Annotated in this window: 14 protein-coding genes and 1 pseudogene; 2 read left to right on the top strand and 13 right to left on the bottom strand. The window is 41.0% G+C overall.

Going from position 1 to position 19,379, the window contains the following annotated elements:
• Position 1: 1 nt before the first annotated feature.
• The 10 genes from RMY00_RS35225 to RMY00_RS35180 all read right to left on the bottom strand — a co-directional run bounded on the left by RMY00_RS35225 (position 2) and on the right by RMY00_RS35180 (position 9,800).
• Positions 2-661, bottom strand: coding sequence for a peptidoglycan-binding LysM (locus tag RMY00_RS35225; RefSeq protein ID WP_322651990.1), 660 nt, complete (start codon positions 659-661; stop codon positions 2-4).
• Complete coding sequence (locus RMY00_RS35220) at positions 652-3,888, bottom strand: hypothetical protein (RefSeq protein ID WP_322651989.1); 3,237 nt, start codon at positions 3,886-3,888, stop codon at positions 652-654. Before RMY00_RS35220 ends, RMY00_RS35225 begins: the two co-directional genes overlap by 10 nt.
• A gap of 10 nt (positions 3,889-3,898) precedes the next feature.
• Positions 3,899-4,411 carry a phage tail protein gene (locus RMY00_RS35215; protein ID WP_322651988.1) on the bottom strand — a complete coding sequence of 171 codons (513 nt, stop codon included), beginning with the start codon at positions 4,409-4,411 and terminating at the stop codon, positions 3,899-3,901.
• Between the two features lie 13 nt (positions 4,412-4,424).
• On the bottom strand, positions 4,425-4,586 hold the full coding sequence (locus RMY00_RS35210) for a DUF6760 family protein (RefSeq protein WP_322651987.1): 162 nt from the start codon (positions 4,584-4,586) through the stop codon (positions 4,425-4,427).
• Positions 4,583-4,948 carry a phage tail assembly protein gene (locus tag RMY00_RS35205; protein ID WP_322651986.1) on the bottom strand — a complete coding sequence of 122 codons (366 nt, stop codon included), beginning with the start codon at positions 4,946-4,948 and terminating at the stop codon, positions 4,583-4,585. Before RMY00_RS35205 ends, RMY00_RS35210 begins: the two co-directional genes overlap by 4 nt.
• Before the next feature lie 22 nt (positions 4,949-4,970).
• On the bottom strand, positions 4,971-5,405 hold the full coding sequence (locus tag RMY00_RS35200) for a phage tail protein (RefSeq protein WP_322651985.1): 435 nt from the start codon (positions 5,403-5,405) through the stop codon (positions 4,971-4,973).
• A gap of 20 nt (positions 5,406-5,425) precedes the next feature.
• Positions 5,426-6,664 (bottom strand): phage tail sheath family protein, encoded by a 1,239-nt coding sequence (locus RMY00_RS35195; protein WP_322651984.1) that lies wholly within the window; start codon positions 6,662-6,664, stop codon positions 5,426-5,428.
• A gap of 30 nt (positions 6,665-6,694) precedes the next feature.
• Positions 6,695-8,419 carry a phage tail sheath family protein gene (locus RMY00_RS35190; protein WP_322651983.1) on the bottom strand — a complete coding sequence of 575 codons (1,725 nt, stop codon included), beginning with the start codon at positions 8,417-8,419 and terminating at the stop codon, positions 6,695-6,697.
• Between the two features lie 145 nt (positions 8,420-8,564).
• On the bottom strand, positions 8,565-9,212 hold the full coding sequence (locus RMY00_RS35185; RefSeq protein ID WP_322651982.1) for a carboxypeptidase-like regulatory domain-containing protein: 648 nt from the start codon (positions 9,210-9,212) through the stop codon (positions 8,565-8,567).
• Positions 9,213-9,224: 12 nt separating this feature from the next.
• Positions 9,225-9,800, bottom strand: a complete 576-nt coding sequence (locus RMY00_RS35180; RefSeq protein ID WP_322651981.1) for a DUF4255 domain-containing protein — start codon at positions 9,798-9,800, stop codon at positions 9,225-9,227.
• A 1,279-nt stretch (positions 9,801-11,079) separates the two neighbouring features.
• On the opposite strand from RMY00_RS35180, the pseudogene RMY00_RS35175 reads away from it, so the two are divergent.
• Positions 11,080-11,196: pseudogene (locus RMY00_RS35175) on the top strand (transposase); the annotation flags it as partial.
• 2 nt (positions 11,197-11,198) lie between these two features.
• Entirely contained in the window at positions 11,199-11,351 is a 153-nt protein-coding gene (locus RMY00_RS35170; protein WP_322651997.1) for a hypothetical protein, read from the top strand.
• Between the two features lie 15 nt (positions 11,352-11,366).
• On the opposite strand, the gene RMY00_RS35165 is transcribed toward RMY00_RS35170, so the two are convergent.
• Genes RMY00_RS35165 through RMY00_RS35155 form a run of 3 tightly spaced genes read right to left on the bottom strand, consistent with a single transcriptional unit; the run spans position 11,367 to position 19,156 of the window.
• Positions 11,367-16,163, bottom strand: coding sequence for an eIF2A-related protein (locus RMY00_RS35165; protein WP_322651980.1), 4,797 nt, complete (start codon positions 16,161-16,163; stop codon positions 11,367-11,369).
• Complete coding sequence (locus tag RMY00_RS35160; RefSeq protein ID WP_322651979.1) at positions 16,160-17,809, bottom strand: C25 family cysteine peptidase; 1,650 nt, start codon at positions 17,807-17,809, stop codon at positions 16,160-16,162. The genes RMY00_RS35165 and RMY00_RS35160 overlap by 4 nt, the downstream gene beginning before the upstream one ends.
• Positions 17,810-17,839: 30 nt before the next feature.
• Positions 17,840-19,156, bottom strand: coding sequence for a hypothetical protein (locus RMY00_RS35155; protein WP_322651978.1), 1,317 nt, complete (start codon positions 19,154-19,156; stop codon positions 17,840-17,842).
• Positions 19,157-19,379 lie beyond the last annotated feature (223 nt).

The following is a 19,379-nucleotide window of genomic DNA, read 5'->3' as shown; positions in this document are numbered from 1 at the left end:
TTTAGATGTCACCTCCCAAGGAAGAGCCAGGACGTAAAGCAGGAATAGCCAGTACTGTGCCTGGTTTTAAGTAGGTAGGGTTATCAATATTGTTTGTTTGGGCGATCGCACGCCAGAGGGATGGATCTTCATATTCTTCATAAGCAATATTGCTTATTCTTTCTTTGTCTTTGATAATTCGCGTCTTAGCTACGTCTGGCGATTGCTTATTTGTTAATTTAGCGTCTTCATTATCTGAGCGCCATTGTTTAAAAGAACATGTAAGGTAAGCGCGTACAGGCGTACCGTTATCCAGAAACAAGGTAAAGCGTTGGTTTAATTGCTCTAGCACCCATTGAAAGTTATTAAAGTCAAACATTCCCCACATCAATTTGCATAAAGGTGGTCGGTGTAATGAGCCATGTTTCTCTATGGTTGTGAGATCAAAAATTTTATTAGTGTGTGTACGAACATCGGTCTTTGCCTCATAGGTGTCACACAATAGGTTAATGGTTAATTGTGCTGGTTCACCATGAGTAAATTGAGATTCTGGTACATCTGATTCATCAGTAGGAGCTAATCGCCAATTGGCTGTTTTGTCAATAGTGATTTCATTGGGATTAAACAAAACAGTAATTTCTGCTCCAATTTCGGGAATAATTTTCAATTTTTCTAAGGCCATTGCCTTCCTCCTCGTCGTTCGCTTTCTATGGCAAGTTGCCGCATCACCTTTCGCATCACCCGATCCGCTAGATCATCTATATCGATAACACTCTCACGATCAGCTTCTCTGCTTGTGGTTGAATTATTTTGATTATCAGTATGAGATTGAGTGTCGTTCATTTTTGATGAATTGCTGAGTATGTTGGCACTTTCCTGAGCGCGATTGATAAATGAATTATGAGTTCCAGACATGACTGAGTTATTCGTTGGTTGTAATTTCACTCTTGAGTGAGTAAAAGTTGATGAATGAGAGACAACTAAGGGCATAATCCCAGAAATAGGCGGTTTTTTCCTCCTTATTTCCTTCACTAAAGGTCGTACAGATGAGCGTTGTATTTTCTGGCTATTTTCATTCGTTAGAAAAATAATTTTTTGTAAGGGTGTAAGGCTTTGCACCCTTGCAACATAGTCTGTTCTATTGAAAATTGCTGTCATAGGTGTTGTCGATATTTGAGAGTTGGTGTCTGCCTGCCCAGAAAAACCGGAGGATTTGCTTTTGGAAGCAGTAATTGGTTTTACAAGTTGCAAATCTTGTTGTGTAAGATTGGATCTAGTTTGTCTGGCGGATACGCCTTTAGCCAAATATGATGTGATCGGCTTTTGTTGGTGTTCGTTAGCTTGTAATCTGTTGATTACCTCAAATTTAGAAGAGTTTATGGAAGAGGATTTGTCAGTGGCTTGCACTTTTGAATCAGTAGGGTGACGCAAAATCTGGGGCGATCTCTGCACATCAATCCTCGGCTCTAATTGAGTTTGATTGTTATATCTACTACGTTGACTTTGGACTAACTTAGCTAACAGTGTTTGACTCTTAGTTAGTTGCTGCCTTTGTGTCTGCATAGTACGTACTAGTTGAGAACCAATTATACTTGATTGGACTAGGGGGCGTTGGAGTCGTCGTTGTAGTTGTTGTTCTGATGAATGTACTTGATGATTAGGGGTAGAGTTGGATGCTGATATTTGTGCTGTTTTTTCTTTCGCATTCATAGGAATGCTACTAGAAACAAGCTCACTATTTTGAGTCACCATTGATGATGGTAATAAGGTTTTTTGTTGATAAATAAATTGCTTTATCGTGTGAGTTGGAATTGTAGTAGTTGTACCATTTCCCTTTGATTTGACTACAGATACAGATGGTAGATTAGCACGGATACCTATCTTTAAAAACTTTTCATGTGTAAATTGATGCTTTGCTTTTGCTTGAACAATAGTTAGTTTGTTAGCCTCCGAACTTTGTAAGGTAGCTGATTCACTCGGCTTGCTTTTCTGGTTAATATGATGTACTTGTTGAGGAAGGAAAGTTTCAGCAGTAGAATTAGATATGTCCACTAACTCAGGTGAGTTAACGCCAGAATCAAAGTCCAGTAAACGTCGTATCTCATCATTATACTTTTTCTGTACTTGTGAATCTTGTTTATGAGGCTGATGCTGGGCTAATTGTGTGAGTGACGGTAAGCGATCGCTCAAGCGTTGGATACGTGATTGAACAATACGAGATGCTTTAAAGTTGAGTACTCCTGGTTGGACAATTGGACGAAGGAGTTTGCTTTGTAGTTGGTTTTCTAAATCGAGTTTTGATGTTGTCTGTGCAGTGTTCGCAGCAATTCCACTGTTTTTGGTTACGGATGGTAACAGTGATAAGGCGTTTTTTTGTGGATCTTGTCCTAAATTTTGAATTGGTCTATTAGTTGCGATTTCAGCTTTGGGGAATAAGATGTTTTGTTTTGAGTTATGTTTGCTAAATTGCTCAACATTGGTAGTACTTTGATGTCTTCTTTTAACTGGGACAATGGTTGTTTTGGCTATCTTTGTGTTTTGGTAAACATCTGAAGTACTAACCTTACTAGCTTGTTGGTCTGAGACAATAGTCTTGGCGATGGCTTGAGAATCCGCAGATACGGTTAATTCAGGCAAATCTTTACTGGAAATAAAGTTTGGCAACCTGTGTATCTCATCATTAGACTTTTTCTGTACTTGTGAATCTTGTTTATGAGGCTGATGCTGAGTTAATTGTGTTAATAACGGTAAGCGATCGCTCAAACGTTGTATTTGTGATTGGACAGTACGGGCTAGTTGAATAGAAGCTAGCCTTGGTTGTAATAGCGGACGTTGAAGCCGTTTGTATACTTGAGTATTTATATCTAATAAATGTGGCTGGGAATTAGTGATAGACCTATCGCCTAATGTGTGTACTATTTGCTGTCCTGAAATTAGAATTGGTCTGCTAGTTGCGATCTGATCTTTAGGTAATAAGATATTTTGTTTTGGGTTATTTGTGCTAAATTGAGCAGCATTAGCATTGGCAATGGCTTGAGAATCCGCAGATAAGGTTAATTCAGGCAAATCATTGCTGGAGTCAAAATCTGGCAAACGCTGTATCTTATCATTGGACTTTTTCTGTACTTGTAAATTTTCTTGCTGAGGCTGATATTGGGTTAATTGTGTTAGTAACGGTAAGCAATTGCTTAAGCGTTGTATTCGTGATTGAACAGTCCGAGCTAGTTGAATAGAAGCTAGCCTTGGTTGTAATAGCGGACGTTGAAATCGTTGGTATAGTTGAGCATTTATGTTTAATACATGTGATGGGGAATTAGCAATAGACCTATCGCCTAATGTGTGTACTATTTGCTGTCCTGAAATTAGAGTTTTTCTACTAGTTGCAATCGCATCTTTGGGTAATGAGATGTTTTGTTTTGAGTTATTTGTGCTAAACGTATCATCTCGATCTACATCTACAGATGATAAAGGTTGGCTATGGTAGCCAACTTGATGCTTTGCCTGAACAGGTAAAGCAAATTTAGTAACTCCCCAATTGTGATCTTTTTCAGGATTATTACCGTAGCTAACTTGATCTGTAATCGAAGTATTGACAGGATATTGGGAATCGAACGCAGCAGCTATATCAGGCGATTCATAGTTAGAATCAAAATCTGGTAGGCGTAGTATATGGTCGTTGGGGCTGAGTTGGAACTGAAAATACCCAATATTATTAATCAAAGGATGTATCAATTTTGCTAGCAATGGTAAACGATTACTTACTCGTTGCGTCCGGGATTGGATAGCACGAGCAAGTTGATTACCAGTTACACCAAATTGCACTAGCGGACGGCGAAGCCGCTTAATGAGTTGTGGTTCTAGAGCATCCTGCCAATTTTGATTGTGAGTAGATGGGTAGTTAGTTTCCATAAACCATTTACTAAAGCGATCGCGTTACAATTCCAGCTACTCCTCGCACAGTAGACGTAGCACTGCTTGCTGTTGGTTTGACTATGCCTTGGTGAACCAGTTCTACTGTCTCGAAAGCAACAGTAGTATTGTCTGACTTAAATTCCGGGCCACTCCACTTAACCGGATAAGCTTGCCGGAAATCCCACCACATTGCTGGTAATCCTCGTTGATCGAGCAAATAAATTGTGCCGTTTCTCCGTTTAATGATACCTTTTGCCACATCTTGATACCATCTCCATAAAGCTTCAATGTCTGTCAGACCACGTTTCAAAACTAGGTTTTCGGAATAAACTGTTCTACCAGGTAACTTATGGGTAAAATTATTTTCTCCGCCTTCTTTATATTCTTCGACTTCAATCTGACTCTGTAGACCACTGACCTCAGTAAATCCACCAACTATCAATCCATTAATCTCGACAGAAAAATTAAAGGCAGCATACGGATCAATAGTAATACCTAGCGCACCAATGCCTATTGCCATAGTTAAGACTCCTCTATGTGATTGAGTTGTTGATCTGCTGATTAATCTTGGCAATCTCGCTCACCCAATTTTGTCGTTCTGGGTGTTCCAAGGACATAATTTGCTCATAGCCCCAGTGGAAGTGATAGGCAATATAAGCTATCTCCGCAGATAATTTATCCGCAGGATAGCTCATGACTCCCCCAGGCTGGCTGTTTCTACCTCAAATTCACCTTTGCAATGAGGACATTGCACTAGCAACCGACTATTACCATTTTGGTTGATCCGCAAATAGAAGTCCTGCAAGAAGGCAAAGTCAGCAGCAAATAAGTTCTCAATGACCTTGGTATTAATTTGCTCTAAATTACCCAGTTTGGTAATCACTCGTGCTAGCAAAATGATGACGAGATAACCAGGATTTGTCTGCACTTTGTAATCTTTTAATGGCTCAACCTCGTCGTAGGCAGTGGCTAATCGCATCATGCCTTCACGGTGGAGGTTGCCCTCCAAGTCTATATAACCCTGCGGCAGGGTGAAAGGAAACTCTGTTTGCAACATTATGCCTCCTAGTTCTTAATATCTAGGCTTTTTCTATACCCTCATGAGCAATTTCCAGGGTTTCAATTGCCACTTCGTTACTAGTAGCATTAAATGTTGCTCCCGTCCATTTCGTTGGCCAGCCAGCTTTGAACTTCCACTTTAATTTTGATGCGCCTGTATCATCTAATAAAGAAATAGTGCCATCGACACGCTCAACTTTACCTGTGACTGCTTTTGTTAACCAATCCCAAAGTGATGTGTCATCTGTAATTCCATATTTCAAGCTGATATTGGAATATTTAACCAGACCTGGTAATTTCCTTACTGTTAGAGTTTTTTCATTACCTTCTCTATATTCAATCGGGTCTTGGCTAGAATCTAGACCGGAGCATTCTTGAAATCCAGCACGTTTACCACCAATCTCCAATTCAAAGTTATATACCTTATATGGATCTTTACGATCGCCAGCTGCCATAATTTAATCTCCTGAATTTATTAACCAAATTTGGGAACTTCAGTAATGCTGATCCCTGTTTTGCCGTGGAAGATAGTAACAACGATGAATTCGCTAGGTAAGATGGGAGCAATACCAATCTCTGTAACTACTTGTCCTGCGTCTCTTACTTGCGGTGGGTTAGTTTGTTCATCGCATTTCACATAAAAAGCTTCCTCTGCTGTGCTACCTTTAAGTGCTCCTTGTTGAAACAGTTCATTAAAATAAGTAGACAGTTCTCGTCCAATCCGATTCCATAAAATCGCATCGTTCGGTTCAAATACGACACTCAGCATATTCCACTCGATCCAACGGATAATCGTGAGGAACAGCCGTCGCACGTTGATATATGTCCAGTCTGGGTCATGGCTGAGGGTACGAGCGCCCCAAACCAGAATCCCTCGACCAGGAAAGTTACGTAAACAGTTAATACCTTCTATATTCAGTGCCCCCTGCTGGTTGTTTGTCAGGTTAACTTGCAATTCTAGAACATCGTTGACAATTGCATTTGCTGGTGCTTTGTGGACACCGATATTTTGGTCAGTGCGGGCATAAACACCTGCAATATGACCGCAGGGCGGTACAAGGAGGCTTTTGAGGTAAGAATCATCTTGAACTCGAATCCAAGGATAGTAGAGGGCTGCATTATGTTCTTGGAGTCTTTCTCCGTGATGAAGTACTTGTTGTGCATTGGCATTAGGTAGAGAATTGAGAATGGCAAAGCGATCGCCCAAACGATTGCAATGCTCTAAAACCGCAGACTGCATGGTTAATACAATCTCAAGGTCTGGGGGTAAATTCTCTGATATTGGCAATTGCTCAATCTCTGGCGCACATGGATCATTTGTCCAGTTTCCTGGTGGTGGCGATCGCATAATATCTGGCACACAAACTAAGTCGATGGTGTAAAGTAGTTCGATTGCCTCCAACCCTGCAAGTAGGGCTGCGGAGGGTGAGATATTCTCTTGAAGAGGAACGACATAGCATAAACTCCCACCGTTTTGAAAAAAGCCACGTACAGCATAAGGCAGGTAGCTATTATGTGCTGGCTTACCAAAGTACCGTTCAAATTGGGCCCAGACAGTTAGAGTTTGGGGTTTGTTAAATTTTTTATTGCTGTGATTATCTTCAGGAACTTTTGTGGTGTAACCCAAAAATACAGGCACCCCTGTTTGCAGTTTTTGTTCTGGTGGTTGAACACGCTCTTTATAATAAACGCCAGGACTTTGATGTTTAAGCATTTTCTACTACTTGATACAGTAATACAGTCTCTATTGATTGCTTGGCCCAGTCCACTGGCTAATACGGAAGATCACAAATTCTGCTGGTCTGACAATCGCCACTCCAATCTCTGTAATTACCTGACCCAGTTCCCGAACTTCAGGTGGGTTAGTCTCTTCATCACACTTTACATAAAATGCTTCTTGGGGTGTAGTACCAAACAAAGCACCATTACGCCAAACAATTGTTAAAAAAGCAGTAACATTAAGTATAATTTTTGACCATAATTTGGTATCGTTGGGTTCAAAAACTGCCCACTGGGTTCCCTGATCGATAGATTCCCGTAAAAACAGCATTGTACGACGGACATTGATGTACTTGTATTCCCCATTAGCATCACCGCCCAAGGTGCGCGCTCCCCATACACGGATACTGCCGTTGAGATCGCGGATGCAATTGACACCTTGAGGGTTGAGTCCTGCTTGTTGAGCTTTGCTGATTTTTTGCTTTAAACCTAAAGCACCTAACACGACTTCGTTAGCAGGAGCTTTGAACACCCCTCTAGTATTGTCTACTCGCGCATAGATTCCAGCGACATGACCACTAGGTGGTACGTATATACGTCCATCTCCTTCTGGGTTAAGCGTTTTGGCAGCAGGATCGAGAATTTGAATCCAAGGGAAGTAGTAGCCAGCGTAGTTTGAGAAATCAGGGAGGATGTTGTTGTCGCCAGCTTGCGGGTCAAGTAAGCTGAGGTCTCCCAGCTCCTCTCGACTATCGAAAATGGCAAAACGGTCTTGAGTTGCCTGTTGACAATGTATAGTAATAGCACTAGTAATAGCATTATCTGTTATACCAGGAGCAGCTACAATGGCTATCTCATCGATGGGTTCAAATTTTTCCTTGAGAAAGTCAGCAGTAATTTTGCTTGGCTCATCTACCCGTATTACATAACACCGAGTCCCACCGTTGTTAAAAAAGCCATAAACTGCCTGGGCTAGGGTATTTTGTCCTGGATCGGTTGAGAAGTCCCCGAAGAATTTTTTAAACTCGCTGAAGTTTGTACACAGTTTCACTTCCCCAACTGGTACAACCTTGAAAGTAGGGTGCTTAGCTTGGTAGTCACCTGTGATAATACTGCCTTGAGGTGGTGGTGGAGCAAACTTGACTTGAGCGATAGGATTGCCATTTGCATCTTGGGTATCTGCCTCGAAGGTAGCTTGGATGGAGGTATTATTCAATTGGGTGCTACCATTAATCCGAAATTTAAATGTATTGGTATCAGTTTTGTTACTTAGATCAGGTTTGTTACTTGGATATTGTTTCAGTGAAAATGTGTCTTCTGGGGAATCGTCTGTTTTATTCTTTCCTGTGCCAATTAGCTCATTTTTCACCTGGAAGGCTAGCAAAATATAATTGCCTATGATTGTTGCATTCGCTGCGGGAGCTTGAGCAAACTTGACTTGAACAACACCATCAGAATCAGGTTTATCCTGAATTTCGGCTGGCTTTACAACATTATTAACTTTAAACTGAAACGTCCCCTTGGTTTTGCTGACTAGTTGGTCTGGTAAATCAAAAGTAGTATCATTTCCATTTCCTTGTCCAATCTCTATATTTGTTCTTTTAATTCCCGCAGCGATAGGAATAGTAATCTCATTCGGTACAACTCCAATGAATCCTGCTGTACTAGTTCCCACACCTGCAATGGGTTGAATCGCAGAGGGGATCTCCTCAACATATACTCCAGGTGATAGATAAGTAGTTTGTGGCATGTTCTTCTTTCCTTCGTTTGAAAATGAGTGTTTAATTACGGATTTAGAAAACGGAGAGGTTAATTTATCTATTTGTTGCGATCGCTGCTCTAAGGAAACTTGTTTGTGAGTGGGAAGTGCAAGCTTGACAAGCTTTTCCAGGCATTTACACACTATTTCTTTTTTTCAAAACAAAGTCTAAGGTCTTCTCTATGCCAGCTTCATTGAGCAGTACTTTTCCAGAAGCGATATCGTAACCTGCGGCAGAAACTATTATAATTCGTTCCTGTGTCTGTGATGCTTCAAGCTCCATTAGTAGATACTGCCCTTGTTGATTGCTGAATGTGCGTTCTGCGCTTTTATTTACCCGTACTTGTGCCAAAACCACAGGATCACCATTTTGGTCAGATATCTTACCTTTGACGATAGTAGGTGACAGGGCAATGTCAGCCGCAGCCATGACTATCTTGTTCTCATTCTTACGGGATACAGTCACCGTTACCTGAGCAGTGCCGTAGCGTTTGCCAGCAGTTGGCAGAGAAGCTGTCAAACTATACTCGCCATTAGGTAAGTCTAAGAAATGAAAGTGACCATCAACAGCAGTTCTAGTTCGGTCGGGGCGTTGTGTCATCTTTTGCCAGCGTTCTCCGTACTGTAAAGCTTTGAGCTTGAGCCAGTTGCTAAAAGACTCTGGTGCTTTAGTAAGCATGACTTCAACACCACTAATAGCTTTGTTTGTTTGGGCATTAGTTATGCGTCCAGCGATCGCAATTTGATGCCTAGCCGACTCGATCAACAACCACTGCGACACCATAACTTATTCCTCCTATGTATTAATCTGCAATTCTGTTGCCAACGGTGTTGTGAGTGGTTCTTGAGCTACCACGCTAATCGTGATAGTGTAATTCAACACTGCTTTTGGCTTGCCTCCCAGTGCTTGCCAGAATTCTCCTATACTCTGGAGTTGAGTTGGTTGGAGAGACATAGTTGGTAGTGGTAATTCCTGTTCTACCAGACTTCCCTGAAGAACTTCCGATGGAAGTGTTGGGTAGCGTAACAGTATTTTCATCACTTCCCCCAGTAAACGATGTTCATCTCGAATTGGGGTAGGGGAAGTTTCATTAGTCCAAGCAGTGATCAGGTAGGAACAGTCTACTCGTACCAAAGGGGACTTTTTAATGGCATTACCATTACTCTGGCGTTCTACCAGCCATTCGTTGTTGCGAAGTTCCCGATTCTCTCGCACGTCATAAAGAAATAAATTAATCGCAGGTAAGGTGACTGAGGTAGGTGGAAATTGAGCGTTGGGTGTAATAAAACTGATGCTTACCTGACGGATTAAATCTGGCGATAGTGAATGCTTAAGTAATTCTTCTAGAGTCCGATCTAGATCATCAATCATAAAATTTTGTGAATCTTAATTATCCTGTAGAACACCTATTCATCAATAATGCGCGTACATAGTGCCAGATTATGACGTTTTACTGCACGCCGTAAGGGTCTTGAATTTCAGCCAAGGCTTCTAGAATTATTAGTTGGCTTACGGGAGTAAATACCCTCTAATATGAACACACCGCCTTCTAACACCAGGGCAAACGCATCTAAATTACTCTTGATCACAACGAAGGTTAAGAACCAACGAAAAAAGCAGGATTTCGCCCTTGATTTTTAAGCCCCAAAGCGATCGCCTAAAGTTTTCGCAATAAGCAAAACTTAATGACATTATTTTTCAGGTCTATTTGAGAATAAAGCTTGCTTATTGACATGATGCGGCCGCCCTGCTTTTAGCACAAAGCTAAAGTTCCGACACTTAGAATGAAATAGCCCTGCCTATTTTTCCATCTCTCTTCTATAAAAGAATTTAAATTATAAAGCTAGCTTGCGTGTCTTGATGATGGCAATGCCATTGTACAATTCATTATTTTGTTTAACGGGCAGAAGTAGTATAATATTTTTCCCTGAAAGAAGCAAAAAAAGTATTAAAGCTTGATATTTTGGAAAGTAATTAAAAAATTAAATCAATATTTGATACTTTTACTAAGATAAGAGCCTACAAAAATTTTGGTTTGCATTAATAAAAAATATGCAGAGATGGTTACTATAAAACCACTTGAAGAGAGATTGTACTTATTTGTGAATTATCAAATTCTTCAGATGAAAATATTTGATTAGCTCTATTTCTATCTAAGGTAAAATTATGGCTATCATACTACAGTGCTAACTTCTCTAGAAGGCTAATTATTGTGACCCCCTTACATGGTAATCAGAATAGTTTATACGTAGCAATTTCTACGTGTTGTTGAGTATTAACTAATTAACAATTTAGCATTTATTAGGCTAGTCGCTTATTACTAACTGGACTCTTTCATCATATTTCAGTGGTTTGTAAAAAAAATATCTATCTAAAGATAGATATTAAATTGTACTATACGCTAGAAATGAAGGAGAAAATTTGTTGATAATACAAGCTAGATAAAGGTTTGAAGGACATAAACCCCTAAAAAATTGCCCTAAAAGCTAGTATTTCCTGCTAAAGAGCTATGCAGATATAACATCTGACTTTTCCCGTTAAGTCTCGAAAAGCTTGGTGAACAACATCGGTGAGAGGTTAGAGTGATTGCACTTTTGTCAAGAAGGTGCGGGAAGATAAATCCAGCTTTGAGACTGGCTTTCGTATGGCTTTGTGCGTCTATCTGAAGCATTGTTTTGGACGGTGTACGGGTATCAGTTTTATCGATTCAACGTGCTTGAAAGTATGTCATAATCGTCGGATTTCTAGGCATAAAGTGTTTGAGGGCAGGTGGGTGTTATTGATAGTCCAGAAGAGAAGGAGTTGCTGGTGTCGGGGTTAGTAGTTAAGCAACAGGGTGTTTTGAAAGTTCATAATCGGATTTATGAATTAATATTTGATAGTAGTAGTTGGGTTGAGATTCATATAGCAAAAATTGGTTGACTAGTGTTGCTGTACTTACTCAGTATTGGTCTTACTGTTACATAATTTCTCATTTTTCTGATTGTTGAGATAATTTTGCATCAAATTACAAGCATTTTCCATAAGCATATCTAGATCCCAATCCCATAAAATTACGGTTGTGTCGTCACTACCAGAGGCGAGTTTTTTGCCGTTCGGGCTGAATACTACACTATTGACACTTCCTGTATGCCCAGTCAGAGTTTGTAAAAGCTTGCCCTCAGTATTCCATATTCTGATCGTTCCATCAGAGCCACCAGAGGCTATAGTTTCACCATCTGGGCTGAATACTACACTATTGACACTTCCTGTATGCCCATAAAAAGTATTCAGGGGTTTACCCTGCCTGTCCCAAGTTCTTACAGTTTTGTCATCACCAGCAGAGGCAAGGGTTTTACCGTCCGGGCTGAATGCCACACTCTTTATACTACAGTTTTGTTCTTCATTGCACTGATACTTTATAGGATTATTTATTTTCTCTTCCTTGCTATTTCCTGAATTCCACTTGCCATCTTCTGAATTCCATATTTTCACAGTTCCGTCCTCACTAGCAGAGGCGAGGATTTTGCCGTCCGGACTGAATACCACACTATTGATACTCTTCGTATGCCCATAAAAAGTATTAAGCAATTTCCCCTCAGTGTTCCAAATTCTTATGCTTTTGTCTTTACTACCAGAGGCAATGGTTTTGCTATCCGGGCTAAATACTATAATAGTGATACCATCTTGATGCCCAAAGAAGGTATACAGTTTTTGGCTTTCAATATTCCAGATTCTGAGAGTTTTGTCACCACTAGCAGAAGCTATAATTTTGCCGTCAGGGCTGTATTTTACACTTGTGACACCACCTTGATACCCATATAAAGTGGATAATATGTTGCCCTCAATGTCCCAGATTTTGACAGTTTTGTCGTCACTAGCAGAAGCAAGAGTTTTGCCATCCGGACTAAATGCTACGCTCTTAACAGCACCTCTATGCTCAATGAAAGTATGCGGAGGCTGTGCTTGAATATTCCAGATTCTAATAGTTTTGTCCCGACTGGCAGAGGCAAGAGTTTTGCTATCTGGACTAAATGCTACGCTATTAACAACATCCTGATGTCCAATCAAGGTTAGCTTTCGCTTGTTAGCCTTTAAATCCCAAACTTTGACAGTCTTATCGTAACTAGCAAGTGCAATGGTCTTGCCGTCTGGGCTAAATACTACGCTTTTGACCGCATTCGGATAGTACAACACATACTTAAGCTTCAACTTTGTCTTATCCCATTCCAAGATTTTGACACTTCCGTCAAAACTACCATAGGCGAGAGTTTCACCGTCTGGGCTGAATACCACACTCTTAAGAGGAGAAAGCTTGGGGGTACACTTTTTAGTATTTTGACTTTTAGAACAATAACTGTTGTTTATGGAAGTCAGTAACTTACCATTAATATTCCAGATTTTGACAATTCCATCCTCACCAGCAGAAGCGAGAGTTTTGCCATCTGGGCTGAATACTACACTATTAACACTACGCTGACCTGAATCAAAAATTTGAGGCAGCTTATCCTCAATAATATTCCGGATTATTATTTTTCCGTCTTTACCAGCAGAAGCGAGAGTTTTGCCGTCCGGGCTGAACACTACACTATAGACTGCATTTTTATGGTCTCGGTAGGCGTGCAGCAATTTACCCTCAGTATCCCAGATTCTGACATTTCCCTCAAAATCACCAGATGCAATAATTTTGCCATCCGGGCTAAATATTACACTATAGACACTACTTTTAGACTCAGTGAGAGTGAGCAGCAATTTACCCTCAGTATCCCAGATTCTGACTGTGTTGTCGTCACTAGCAGAAGCGATGGTTTTGCCGTCTGGACTAAATACTACACTATTAACAGCACCTTGATGCTGTATTAACCGATTCTGTTCTCTGACATTATAAACATTCTGCAATGCTGCTGTAATCAGGGGCTGATTTGCTTTTTGTTTTTCCAAAATCTTTCCAGCCTTCATACCCTCGAAAAGAGCATCAAACTCTTGACGTGAGTTCAACAATGATATTGAAGATTGACCTAGAGAGTCTGCTTTAGCTAATTCTGTTTGCTGTGATTTCTGCCAAGCTACCAGTCCTAAGCTAGCAGTAACAATAAATCCAAGGATAGAGCCGCCAGCTATTCCCCATGCTGTATTTATTTCGCGCCGACGACGTACTTCTTTTTCTTTTTCTTGGCGTAAACGCAAATCGACACAAGCCTTCACATAGTCAGCCTCAAGTTTATTCAAAAGACGTTGCTGGGATAGCATTTGTGCATCATCTATCCTCCCACCCCGAAGTTGCAAATAATCTTCTTTTTGCTGAGACTGATTCCAATCCAGTGCAGCTTGACGAATTTTCTCACGCAGTTGCAAATTATTACGATTTTCGTTCAACCAGTTTTGCAATCTCTGCCAGTAGCGGATTAAGGCTTCATGGGCAACTTCTACTTCTTCCCGTTTTGTAGACTCATTGATGCTGGTAACTACAAGTCGCGCACCTTCGCCAGCCAATCGCTGCACCAGATTTTTAGTTAACCCCAAGTCACTATCTACAGGTACTAATTCTTCCAACTCAACTCGCCGTCGCGTATCGCGTCGTTTCTCACCTTGTACAGCTTCTTCATCCAGGCGGGTTAAGCGCACAAAGATATTGCGTACTTGTTCTTTTTCCTGCGGTGATAAGCCATTGTAAACAGCATCAGCAGTCTGAGAAATTGCCATTTTCACACCACCAATCGCTTCATACTGCTGACAACGTAACCATCTGCCGTGTCGCCGTTTCCACAACTCAAACAATGCGTGTTGCAGCAGCGGCATTGCTCCTGGTTCTCCTTCAACTTCATCTAAAATGGAATTGCTCAAACCAGCTTCAAAGCGCAAACCCACTTTTGCAGCCTGCATTTCCATTGCTCGACGTAACTGGGCTGAATCCATAGGAGCAATTAATTCTTGTCTCACCTGCATCATTTCTTTAAGTTTGGGGTGAGTTGCACATTCTCCCCAAAAGTCTGCCCGCATCGTAATTATGACTTTTTGCTGCTGGCTAAAACTGATTAATCGCTCGATGAATTTTTGTCTTTGCGCTGCATCACTACAGAGAGTGAACAGTTCTTCAAACTGGTCTATCACCAATACAAAATCCTGGTCTTGAAAGGTTGATAGACTTGTTTGCAGTGTAGCAATTGGTTCACTAGTTGGTGTCATGTAAGCCATCTGGAGGTTTGGCTGCTGGCTTTGTAGTGCTGGGATTAATCCTGCCAATACCAGGGATGATTTACCACTACCAGAAGCCCCCAACACAGGTAAAAAATTGTCTTGCGCCAGTTTCTGTTGTAGTTGTGCAATCAACTGCTCCCGCCCAAAGAAAAACTCCCGGTTTTCCAAGCGGAATGGCTTCAATCCTTGAAAAGGACAGCGTGAGTCGTAGGCTGGTGGTTCTTCTGTACCCAATGCCAAAGCGGGAAAACTCCAATCCAAGACCTCGCTACATATCTTATTGACTGTATCCAAAGCCTGCTGCTGTTCTTGCAGTGCCTCTTTGGTTTCAGTACCTAACGTTCTATTCAGCATTGTTATTTGCTGATTAAATTCATCGGATAGTATAGGCGCACGTTCTGGTAGTAATGCTTTTAAAGAATCTAAACCATCCTTGATTTCCTTGGATGTAAGCGGGCGGTCTGGAGTATTGCTAAATAGCGGTCGTCCTCCTAGACGGCTAAACAGTGCTGGCACAGTTATGTCATATCTACCCTGCAATCCAGCTGTAGCTTCGCTCAATGCTAAATCTACATTGCCATGTACTCTCAATTTTTGATAAAAAGTGGTAGCTAAAGCTTGAGCAGTTTTTATACTAACTTTGTCCGTCATTGCCACGACGGCAGGTATACCCAATTCTCTAACTAAGCGTTGTGCTAGTCCCCCCATTGCTCCTGTTGCTTCTGCTGTATTACTAGCACTTTCGCAAGTAGACAAAAATACAAAATGCGGGGCGCGGCGTAATTTACTTAGTCTATTAATTAAAGTAGTTGCGTTGACTGGTGCTACTTGGTTGTCATCAGTGGATAAATAAATGGCAGTCTCTCCATCCGCCAATAACTTACCGTGGCATATCAAGTGAACTAATGTATAGTATTTTTCATTATTTGTGAGACACTGCAAAACTGTATCCAAAGTGGGCAGCGCGATTGCACCATCAACTTTTGCTAAAACATCGCCAGGAATTTGATTACTAAAGGCTGTTTTTATACCAGCTACAGCCGCATCCACATCAAAACTATCTAATTGAAATCTACCTAAACCTGATGGACTGGCTGCTACAATCAAAGCCTGCAAGTCCCGCCGCCCGATCGCTGGGAACAATTGCTCTGTAATTGCCGGAATGTAGAGTGAAAAAGGTGTCCTTTGGTTAAGTGACAAAAATACCCATTTTCCATCTAAGGGAACACAGAGTTTCTCCCAGTGTAGTTTTTTAAGATCATCTGCTTCGATATAGAGCAAAACATGAAGATAATTATTTCCATCTTTAGCATCTTCCAAAGTTGCTAAAGCTTTGGAAAAAGCATCACGGATATCATTATGAAATAGTGCTTTACCTAATGCCGCACCATATTTATCTGGTTGTCCAATTAATGCTCTAAGTGCAGCAATATCATCATTAATCTCAAGTATGCCTTGATTACGAATCGGCACGAATTGACCTGGTTTGGTATGTTCGACAACTACAGGCCAGCTATCTTGATATTTACGTTGAATAGTAATTTCAAAGATGTTCATGATTTCAACTCCAGGAGTAAATCATTGACAGCTGACACAGTTGCTTGAATTTGTTCAACTTCAGATGCAGGAGCCTGCTGAACTTTTTCTAAAAAAGTTTCTAAAGATTTAATCAAATCCAATTTAGCTGGCTGTAATACAGATACTTCTGCTGTTGCAAATGCGGCTGGCAAAGTCACTTTTTCAATGATTGGTCGTTCCACAGTGTTTCTATCATAAATGGGTAGTCGTACTGCGGGGTCGCCAATAATTGTATAGCTTCGAGCATCATTGTTGGCTGTCCACATATCGGCTATAGCTGAGTTATCTGCGATCGCTCCAAATTTAATTTCTTCTAGTTGACTGCTGAGATCGGAAGAAAGTTCTGCATAACGCTGGTTGAAAAACTCCATAGCCGATCCCACAGGATGCCCTTCCATCAATCGCTTTAAAGCACTTTGGAAGACTTGCAACTGCGCCCCAGCCCTCTCCCACATAAAAGAATATCCCCAAGCTCGTTCCACATGGCCAACTACAGCCAATGCCCCTCCCTGCGGATGACTCAGCAAGCGCCGTGGTAAACCAGCCACAAAAGCACGAGGAGCAATATTTGACCTTTCATTAGTAGTTTTATTATGGGCGAAGTCATCGAATTTAGGCGTGCCAGCACCATAACAGGCAAAATGAATGGCAATTAATCCCAGCAAGCGATCGCTGACACTAATATCATCCGCAGAAAAATAAAAATCTTCGGGAATTTTTTCTCTCCACTGGAGTGGCCCTGGCCATTCTTGGCACAGCAATGCTCCTTGGTGGCGTTCTTGTCGGGGATCGCCATTGAGAAAACCCATACCGTGACTAGCTGTAAATAACAAGCTAGGAGTTTCATCGCCACCTAATAATTGTCTCAGTCGAGCTTTAGTAGCTTCATCTTTGAGGACAGTTTGGACATTCCAGCCTGGTTGGTCTTGGGCTATCCATTCAGCTAGGGGTTTAATTAATTGGTCCGCACTGAGTTGAGTTGCTCGATCGCCACTGTTCCGCACGCCGAAAAAGCTAGCACTGCGAGGTAACGAGAACTTACCTGTTTCTGCTTCGACAACGCTACAAGCATACTGAGCATATTCTTCTAAAGTATCAAAATAAATCCGACCTACCGCATACTGCACATCAAGTTGGTATTGAAAGCTATAAGGAATAGTTTCTGGGTCGCCTACAATCAGTAGGTAGTAAGGCATCTTATCAGGGTCGGCAGGCCCTTGCCCTACTTGATGACGTGCCAAAAACTTAGTTTTCGTCTCACCTGGACGATAAGCTTTTACGCCGATATATTCCTGATAATAATGTTCTTTGTTTTGGGTAGCTTGTTTTTGACGCAATTCTAACAATGGGCTAAGTGCTTCTTTAATTGCTGGGTCAGCATTATAAGCAAAGATTACTCCCCAACCAGTTTCTGCTAGGTTTTTCGGGTCTACTCCCTCTATGGGTGCAAACTCTGGGTCTAGTCCCTTGACGTGTAAATTTTTCCTTTGTAATTCGCTTAAAAGTTCTAAATCTATTTCCTCACCCTGAGCAATTTGAGAAACTTGCATTGGTGTCAGGGGTGGAAGCAAATACTTACCAGTCGCCCCATCAATTCCATTAAAAAATAGCGATTCTTCGTTCATAATTTGGCTATTCCTTGATTTTCGATTGACTTAACTAGCGAGCACAGCTTGCCACACAGCATGAGCTACTTCTGGTTTAGCTATATCATTGTGAGCGCCAACAAAAATTCCATCATGGGTATCACATATATACTGAGTACTATCCAAATTATAAATTTTACCTGTTGTAAATGGGTACGCTTCACTCACAGAAAGCATCTTCATATTTACAATTTCCAAACCTGGACCACGTACCCCAAAAGTGCCTAGTGCGCCAAACTTAGGAAGCTCAACAGTTTCAAAAACTATTTGGTGGCGTATACCCGCAGCCAAGGGATACATCTTACCAAGCGCTGCATCTAGTTCAGTTTGTGTAGTAACAATCGGGCCGGATACTTTATTATCAGCAACTACAGAATGAAAGTAACCCGGACGACCTGGTAAAACTGGAATATCTGCACAGTAAGACCATAGCGATAAAGCACCTTGTACTAAAGCTACAGAATTAACTGAACGGACTAAAGTGTTATGGTCTCTGGGCCCTGCTAACATAGCGGAAACAACAATACATCCAAAACTGTGACCCATGAGATGAAATCGCACGGTATTTGCAGTTGCTTTTTGTAGTTGTGCTAGTAACTCGAAGCCGCCAGTTTCACCAATTTGACGCGCTCTGTCTTTCATTTTCCAAAAAGAGAGGACTCGCAGGGGCATCAAAATTCCACTCAAGTTGAATTGACCAAAATCAACTGGTTCTGCTTTGGCAGCTTCAAATATACTTTCTGGATCGAAAGATAAGCGATCGCTCCCTGGCGCTGCTCCTTCACCATCATTACCTAAACCTGATTCCTGATTTAAAACTTCGTAAGCTTGACGTACCTCTGATGGCATATAGTCGGGTGTAATATTTTCCATCGCTGCTTGGAAAATTGTATGAAGTGCCTGTCGGGAAGTATCTGTGTCAGCTATTCTCTGAGCATACTGCTCAATCAAGCTCTCTAATGGAGAAGTAGATGTTGAATCAAAAGAAACTGGATTACTAAGTTCTTCATTACCCCAAGGCAAACTCGGCCAATATAAGCCAATTAATAGTGGGTGAAATTCCGATCTTGCTTGTTCGATTTGTGCAATATCATTTAAATTATTGTGCATTGCACCTATCCATTTGTTATATTGCTGTCGCGCTCCAGTTACATCACTCATCCATCCATGACTAAATATAAAGACATCTGTGATTGGCTGACCAGACAGGATATCTAACAACTTTTGGCTCATTTTACCTTGAGGCTCATCACGTTCATTAACAACAGCATCAAATGCGACTAAATAGTACTGTAATGAAGTTCCAGGTATTGTTTCAATTGGCATATAAAACCTCAAAAAACTAATATTTATTTAATTTAAATTAGTACTAATCGAGCTTCAATTGAAATTATAAACGGGATAATTCACTAAAATTTTGCTGTTCATCCCCTACAATTCTATAATCTAATTGCACCTACTACAACTTCTTTATATGGATTAACTTTAATATACTTATACCAATTTAATATGAAGCTGCATATAATAGGGGAAAGCAAACTCGGTAAGT

Source organism: Nostoc sp. ChiVER01 (genome assembly GCF_034531155.1).
GTDB lineage: Bacteria > Cyanobacteriota > Cyanobacteriia > Cyanobacteriales > Nostocaceae > Nostoc.
Note: the sequence above shows the minus strand (reverse complement) of the source record. Positions and strands in the feature narration are given on the sequence as shown.

Coding starts and splice junctions, on each gene's coding strand:
- RMY00_RS35225 (WP_322651990.1), bottom strand. CDS start 661: ATGGCCTTAGAAAAATTGAAAATTATTCCCGAAATTGGAGCAGAAATT.
- RMY00_RS35220 (WP_322651989.1), bottom strand. CDS start 3,888: ATGGAAACTAACTACCCATCTACTCACAATCAAAATTGGCAGGATGCT.
- RMY00_RS35215 (WP_322651988.1), bottom strand. CDS start 4,411: ATGGCAATAGGCATTGGTGCGCTAGGTATTACTATTGATCCGTATGCT.
- RMY00_RS35210 (WP_322651987.1), bottom strand. CDS start 4,586: ATGAGCTATCCTGCGGATAAATTATCTGCGGAGATAGCTTATATTGCC.
- RMY00_RS35205 (WP_322651986.1), bottom strand. CDS start 4,948: ATGTTGCAAACAGAGTTTCCTTTCACCCTGCCGCAGGGTTATATAGAC.
- RMY00_RS35200 (WP_322651985.1), bottom strand. CDS start 5,405: ATGGCAGCTGGCGATCGTAAAGATCCATATAAGGTATATAACTTTGAA.
- RMY00_RS35195 (WP_322651984.1), bottom strand. CDS start 6,664: ATGCTTAAACATCAAAGTCCTGGCGTTTATTATAAAGAGCGTGTTCAA.
- RMY00_RS35190 (WP_322651983.1), bottom strand. CDS start 8,419: ATGCCACAAACTACTTATCTATCACCTGGAGTATATGTTGAGGAGATC.
- RMY00_RS35185 (WP_322651982.1), bottom strand. CDS start 9,212: ATGGTGTCGCAGTGGTTGTTGATCGAGTCGGCTAGGCATCAAATTGCG.
- RMY00_RS35180 (WP_322651981.1), bottom strand. CDS start 9,800: ATGATTGATGATCTAGATCGGACTCTAGAAGAATTACTTAAGCATTCA.
- RMY00_RS35165 (WP_322651980.1), bottom strand. CDS start 16,163: ATGAACATCTTTGAAATTACTATTCAACGTAAATATCAAGATAGCTGG.
- RMY00_RS35160 (WP_322651979.1), bottom strand. CDS start 17,809: ATGAACGAAGAATCGCTATTTTTTAATGGAATTGATGGGGCGACTGGT.
- RMY00_RS35155 (WP_322651978.1), bottom strand. CDS start 19,156: ATGCCAATTGAAACAATACCTGGAACTTCATTACAGTACTATTTAGTC.